The 4,431-nt window shown below is 72.6% G+C and carries 4 protein-coding genes; 2 read left to right on the top strand and 2 right to left on the bottom strand.

Annotated features, from left to right (window positions below):
* The first annotated feature begins 450 nt into the window (after positions 1 to 450).
* Positions 451 to 2,004, top strand: a complete 1,554-nt coding sequence (locus tag ACFU7Z_RS36810; RefSeq protein WP_074001324.1) for an AI-2E family transporter — start codon at positions 451 to 453, stop codon at positions 2,002 to 2,004.
* A gap of 96 nt (positions 2,005 to 2,100) precedes the next feature.
* Here the strand turns inward: ACFU7Z_RS36810 and ACFU7Z_RS36805 are convergent, their stop codons facing one another.
* Together ACFU7Z_RS36805 and ACFU7Z_RS36800 are read right to left on the bottom strand one after the other, a co-directional pair.
* Complete coding sequence (locus tag ACFU7Z_RS36805; RefSeq protein ID WP_380782419.1) at positions 2,101 to 2,643, bottom strand: alkyl hydroperoxide reductase; 543 nt, start codon at positions 2,641 to 2,643, stop codon at positions 2,101 to 2,103.
* Positions 2,644 to 2,646: 3 nt separating this feature from the next.
* A complete protein-coding gene (locus ACFU7Z_RS36800) occupies positions 2,647 to 3,198 on the bottom strand; it encodes a peroxiredoxin (protein WP_049659815.1) in 552 nt (183 codons plus the stop codon).
* Between the two features lie 191 nt (positions 3,199 to 3,389).
* Here ACFU7Z_RS36800 and ACFU7Z_RS36795 point away from each other — a divergent pair, with 191 nt between their 5' ends.
* A complete protein-coding gene (locus ACFU7Z_RS36795; protein WP_082346232.1) occupies positions 3,390 to 4,340 on the top strand; it encodes a LysR substrate-binding domain-containing protein in 951 nt (316 codons plus the stop codon).
* Positions 4,341 to 4,431 lie beyond the last annotated feature (91 nt).

The raw sequence follows: 4,431 nt of genomic DNA, 5'->3' as shown, positions 1-4,431 counted from the left end.
CGTTCGCCCTCCTCGGGCGAGCGACCGGGGGCCGTGGCGTTCTCCGGCCCGGCTGTTCTCTCCGGTTCGCGGCGAGGGGGCGGACCGCGCCGCCCGGGCGGCGCTGACCAGTGCGCCCTCGGGCGGTGCGGCCCCGGTTGCGGACGCGGGGCGCGGGGAGGGGTCCTGGTTGCTCCCCGCACCGGCCGGTCCGCCGGCAGTTGGCCGTGGGGCGACCTCGGCGGCTGGGCTCCGGGGTCTCGTCCCGACTTCTCCCCGGTGAACCGTGTCCGAAACCGTATGGAACCTTGCGTTTTGTCCGGTTCATCGGGATGGACGGTTCGAGTCGAACGGACCGGCGACCGGACTCGCCGCTCCTCCGGCGGGTAGCGTCATCCCTGACGGCCGCGGCAGGACCCGCGGCGTACCGCCGGACACGGCGGGTTCGGCAGGGGAGCGGTGGTAGCGAGGATGGCGCGGGGCGGAAAGGCCTTCAAGGCCGTGGCCAAGGGCATGGCCGTGGTGGCGAGCGCGGCCGCCGTGATCGAACGGCGCCGGCGTGCCGCGATGGCGGCCGACCCGCACGAACCGGCACTCCCGGCACTGGCCGAAGGGCCTGTGCCGGCGCTCGTGGACGGGCACGTCCCGGCACTCGTCGAGGCGCCGGGCCCCGTCCCGGTCCCGCGGGCCGTTCCGGTGCCGCAGGCCGACCCGGCCCCGGCGGCCGAGCCGGTCCCGCCGTCCGCCGCGCCGGCCCCGACGGCTCCGGTGGCCCAACCGGCCCCGGCCGCCCCGGCCGCGCACGTCGGGCTCGGGCGGGAGTACCACCCCGGCCGCCCGGCCACGCCCGCCGAGGCGGTGCCGTGGGGCCTGCGGGTGGCCGCCGAGTCGACCTGGCGGCTGCTGCTGCTCGGCGCCGCGCTCTACGTCGTCTTCTACGTGGTCGACATGCTGCGGCTGGTGGCCTTCTCGGTGCTGGCCTCGCTGCTGATCACCGCGCTGCTGGAGCCCTCGGTCTCCTGGCTGCGCCGGCACGGGGTGCCGCGCTCGCTGGCGGCGGGCGGGGTCTTCCTGAGCGGTCTGGCCGGGATCGGGCTGGTCGGCTGGTTCGTCGTCTGGCAGGTGTCGACCAACCTCTCGGACGTCACCACCCAGGTGAAGACCGGCGTCAACCAGCTGCGGGACTGGCTGGTCACCGGGCCGTTGCACCTGACCCAGCAGCAGATCACCGACTTCGCCAACCAGATCACCAAGGCCATCACCACCAACACCGATCAGCTCACCTCGGCCTCGATCACCGGCGCGCAGATCGCCGTCGAGGTGCTGACCGCGCTGCTGATGACCTTCTTCACCACCTTCTTCTTCCTCTACGACGGCGCGAAGATCTGGAACTGGGCGCTGCGCGGCCTGCCCCGGCACTCCCGGTTCGCGATGGCCGGGGCCGGCCCGAAGGCCTGGGCGACGCTCACCGCCTACGTGCGCGGCACGGTCTGCGTGGCCTTCATCGACGCGCTCTGCATCGGCATCGGCGTCGACCTGCTGGGCGTGCCGCTGGCGCTGCCGCTGGCCGTGATCATCTTCCTGGGCGCCTTCGTCCCGCTGGTCGGCGCGCTGATCACCGGCACCGTGGCGGTGCTGATCGCGCTGGTCACCCAGGGGCCGTGGACGGCGCTGATGGTGCTGGTGGTGCTGGTCGCGGTGATGCAGGTGGAGAGCCACATCCTCCAGCCGCTGATCCTCGGCCGGGCCGTCCGGGTCCACCCGCTCGGCGTCGTGCTCGGCGTCGCGGCCGGCGGCATCATCGGCGGCATCGGCGGCGCGGTGGTCGCCGTCCCGCTGATCGCCGTCACCAACACCGTGGTCGCCCACCTGCGCCGTCGCAACGAGGCCGGTCAGGCCGTCTTCACCGCGCTCGAAGCCGCCCGTGAGGCCGCCGAGCGCACGGCGGGGCGCACGGCCGAACCCGCCGCCGAGCGCACCGCGGCCGCCCACCCCGCCCCGTCGGCCGCGCCCGCCACCGACTGACCCCCCGCCGTGCCGGGGCGACCGGCGCGGGAGAACGACGACGGGCCCCTCCCGGACATGGTGTCCGGGAGGGGCCCGTCGGGGTGCCGGGGTGCGTCAGGCGGTGACGTCCGCCAGGGCGGCCTCGGAGTCGAGGACACCGGCCACGGCCTGGAGGACGGCGGCGATCTTCATCGAGGCCTGGACGACCTCGCGCTCGACGCCGGCCTTGCGCAGCACGGCCTCGTGCGAGTCGAGGCACTGGCCGCAGCCGTTGATGGCCGAGACCGCGAAGCACCAGAGCTCGAAGTCGACCTTCTCGACGCCCGGGGTGCCGATGATGTTCATCCGCAGACCGGCCCGCATCGTGCTGTACTCCTTGTCGGAGAGCAGGTGCAGCGTCCGGTAGTAGACGTTGTTCATCCCCATGATCGCGGCCGCGCCCTTGGCGGCGGTGTACGCCTCCGGGGAGAGGTGGGCCTTGGCCTCGGGCTCCAGCTCGCGCAGCAGGCCGGGGCTGCGGGTGGCCATCGCGCAGGACAGCACGGTGCCCCAGAGCTGCTGGGCGGGGAGGTCGGAGTTGCCGATGACCGAGCCCAGGTTGAGCTTGAGGTCCTTGGCGTAGTCCGGGAGGGCGGCCTTCAGGTCGTCGAGAGCCATGGGTCAGCCCGCCAGCAGGGCCTGGGCGTCGAGGGTGTCCTCGCCCTTGTTCCAGTTGCACGGGCACAGCTCGTCGGTCTGCAGGGCGTCCAGCACCCGCAGGACCTCCTTGGGGTTACGGCCGACGGAGCCGGCGGTGACCATGACGAACTGGATCTCGTTGTTCGGGTCGACGATGAAGACGGCGCGCTGGGCGGTGCCGTCCTCGCCCTCGACGCCGCAGGCGCGCATCAGCTCGTGCTTGATGTCGGCCAGCATCGGGAAGGGCAGGTCGCGCAGGTCCTTGTGGTCCTTGCGCCAGGCGTGGTGCACGAACTCGGAGTCGCCGGAGACGCCGAGGATCTGGGCGTCGCGGTCGGCGAACTCGTCGTTCAGCTTGCCGAACGCGGCGATCTCGGTCGGGCAGACGAAGGTGAAGTCCATCGGCCAGAAGAAGACGACCTTCCACTTGCCCTCGTAGGACTTGTGGTTGATGTCGGCGAAGGCGCTCGCGGCATCCAGGTCGACACAGGCCTTGAGGTCGAACTCGGGGAACTTGTCACCGATCGTGAGCACGTTCGCTTCTCCTGAAGTGAGATGAGGGGAGCTTTGTCCGGAATCCGGACACAGCTCACAGTTCCACATCGTGGACTGATCAGGGAAATAGCTACACTGGATGTGTCTGATCGGAGATTGTTATCAGTAACGAATCCCCCACGTCGCGGCCGGGTTCCCGCAGGAGCGGCGGCACGAAGGCCGACCCGACTGTGGCGAGCGCCACAGTCCGCAGCCCGCGCACCCCGACCGTCGCCCAGCTGCGGGCCTTCGTCGCGGTGGCCGAGCACCGGCACTTCCGGGAGGCCGCCGCCGCCACCGGGACCAGTCAGCCCGCACTGTCCGGGGCGGTCGCGGCGCTGGAGGAGTCGCTGGGCGCGCAGCTGGTAGAGCGTACGACGCGCAAGGTGATTGTCACCCCATTGGGGGAGCGCGTGCACCAGCACGCCCGCCGGGTGCTCGCCTCGCTGCAGGCCCTCACCGAGGAGGTCGAGGCCGCCCGCCGCCCGTTCACCGGGCCGCTGCACCTGGGCGTCATCCCGACCGTCGCGCCCTACCTGCTGCCCACCGTGCTGCGGCTGGTCCGCGACCGCTTCCCGGACCTGGAGCCGCACGTCCACGAGGAGCGCACCCCCTCGCTGCTGGAGGGCCTGGCCGCCGGGCGGCTGGACGTCCTGCTGCTCGCGCTGCCGGCCGGCGGGACCTCGCCGACCAGGGACATCCCGCTGTTCGACGAGGACTTCGTCCTGCTCACGCCGCCCACCCACCCGCTTGCCGGTCGGATCGACGTACCGCGCGACGTGCTGCTCGACCTGGAGGTCCTGCTGCTGGAGGAGGGCCACTGCCTGCGCGACCAGGCGCTGGACATCTGCCGCGAGGTCGGTGCCGACCCGGCGGGCTCGACCACCCGGGCGGCCGGCCTGTCCACCCTGGTCCAGCTGGTCGCCGGCGGCCTCGGGGTGACCCTGCTGCCCGCCACCGCACTGGACGTCGAGGCCGGGCGCACCGACCGGCTGGCCGCCGTCCGCTTCGCCGCCCCGGCGCCCGGTCGCCGGATCGGGCTGGCCGTCCGGCCGGGCTCGGCCCGCAGCGCCGAGTACGAGCGCTTCGCGGCCGCGCTGCGCGAGGTGCTGGTGGAGCTGCCGGTCCGGATCGTGTCCTAGGGCCTGTGTGATGTTGTGATCAGTTGGGTGGTCGCACGAGGTCGTCTATCCAGATCATTGAGGCGCGGAGGTGGAGGCCTGCGAGGTAGCT

This window comes from Kitasatospora sp. NPDC057518 (assembly GCF_042802075.1).
In the GTDB taxonomy this organism is placed as follows: domain Bacteria; phylum Actinomycetota; class Actinomycetes; order Streptomycetales; family Streptomycetaceae; genus Kitasatospora.
The sequence above is the reverse complement of the archived record's forward strand: the minus strand, read 5'-3'. Positions and strand labels throughout refer to the sequence as shown.

Excerpts from the sequence above, each read along its gene's own strand:
- ACFU7Z_RS36810 (WP_074001324.1), top strand. The coding sequence starts at position 451 with ATGGCGCGGGGCGGAAAGGCCTTCAAGGCCGTGGCCAAGGGCATGGCC.
- ACFU7Z_RS36805 (WP_380782419.1), bottom strand. The coding sequence starts at position 2,643 with ATGGCTCTCGACGACCTGAAGGCCGCCCTCCCGGACTACGCCAAGGAC.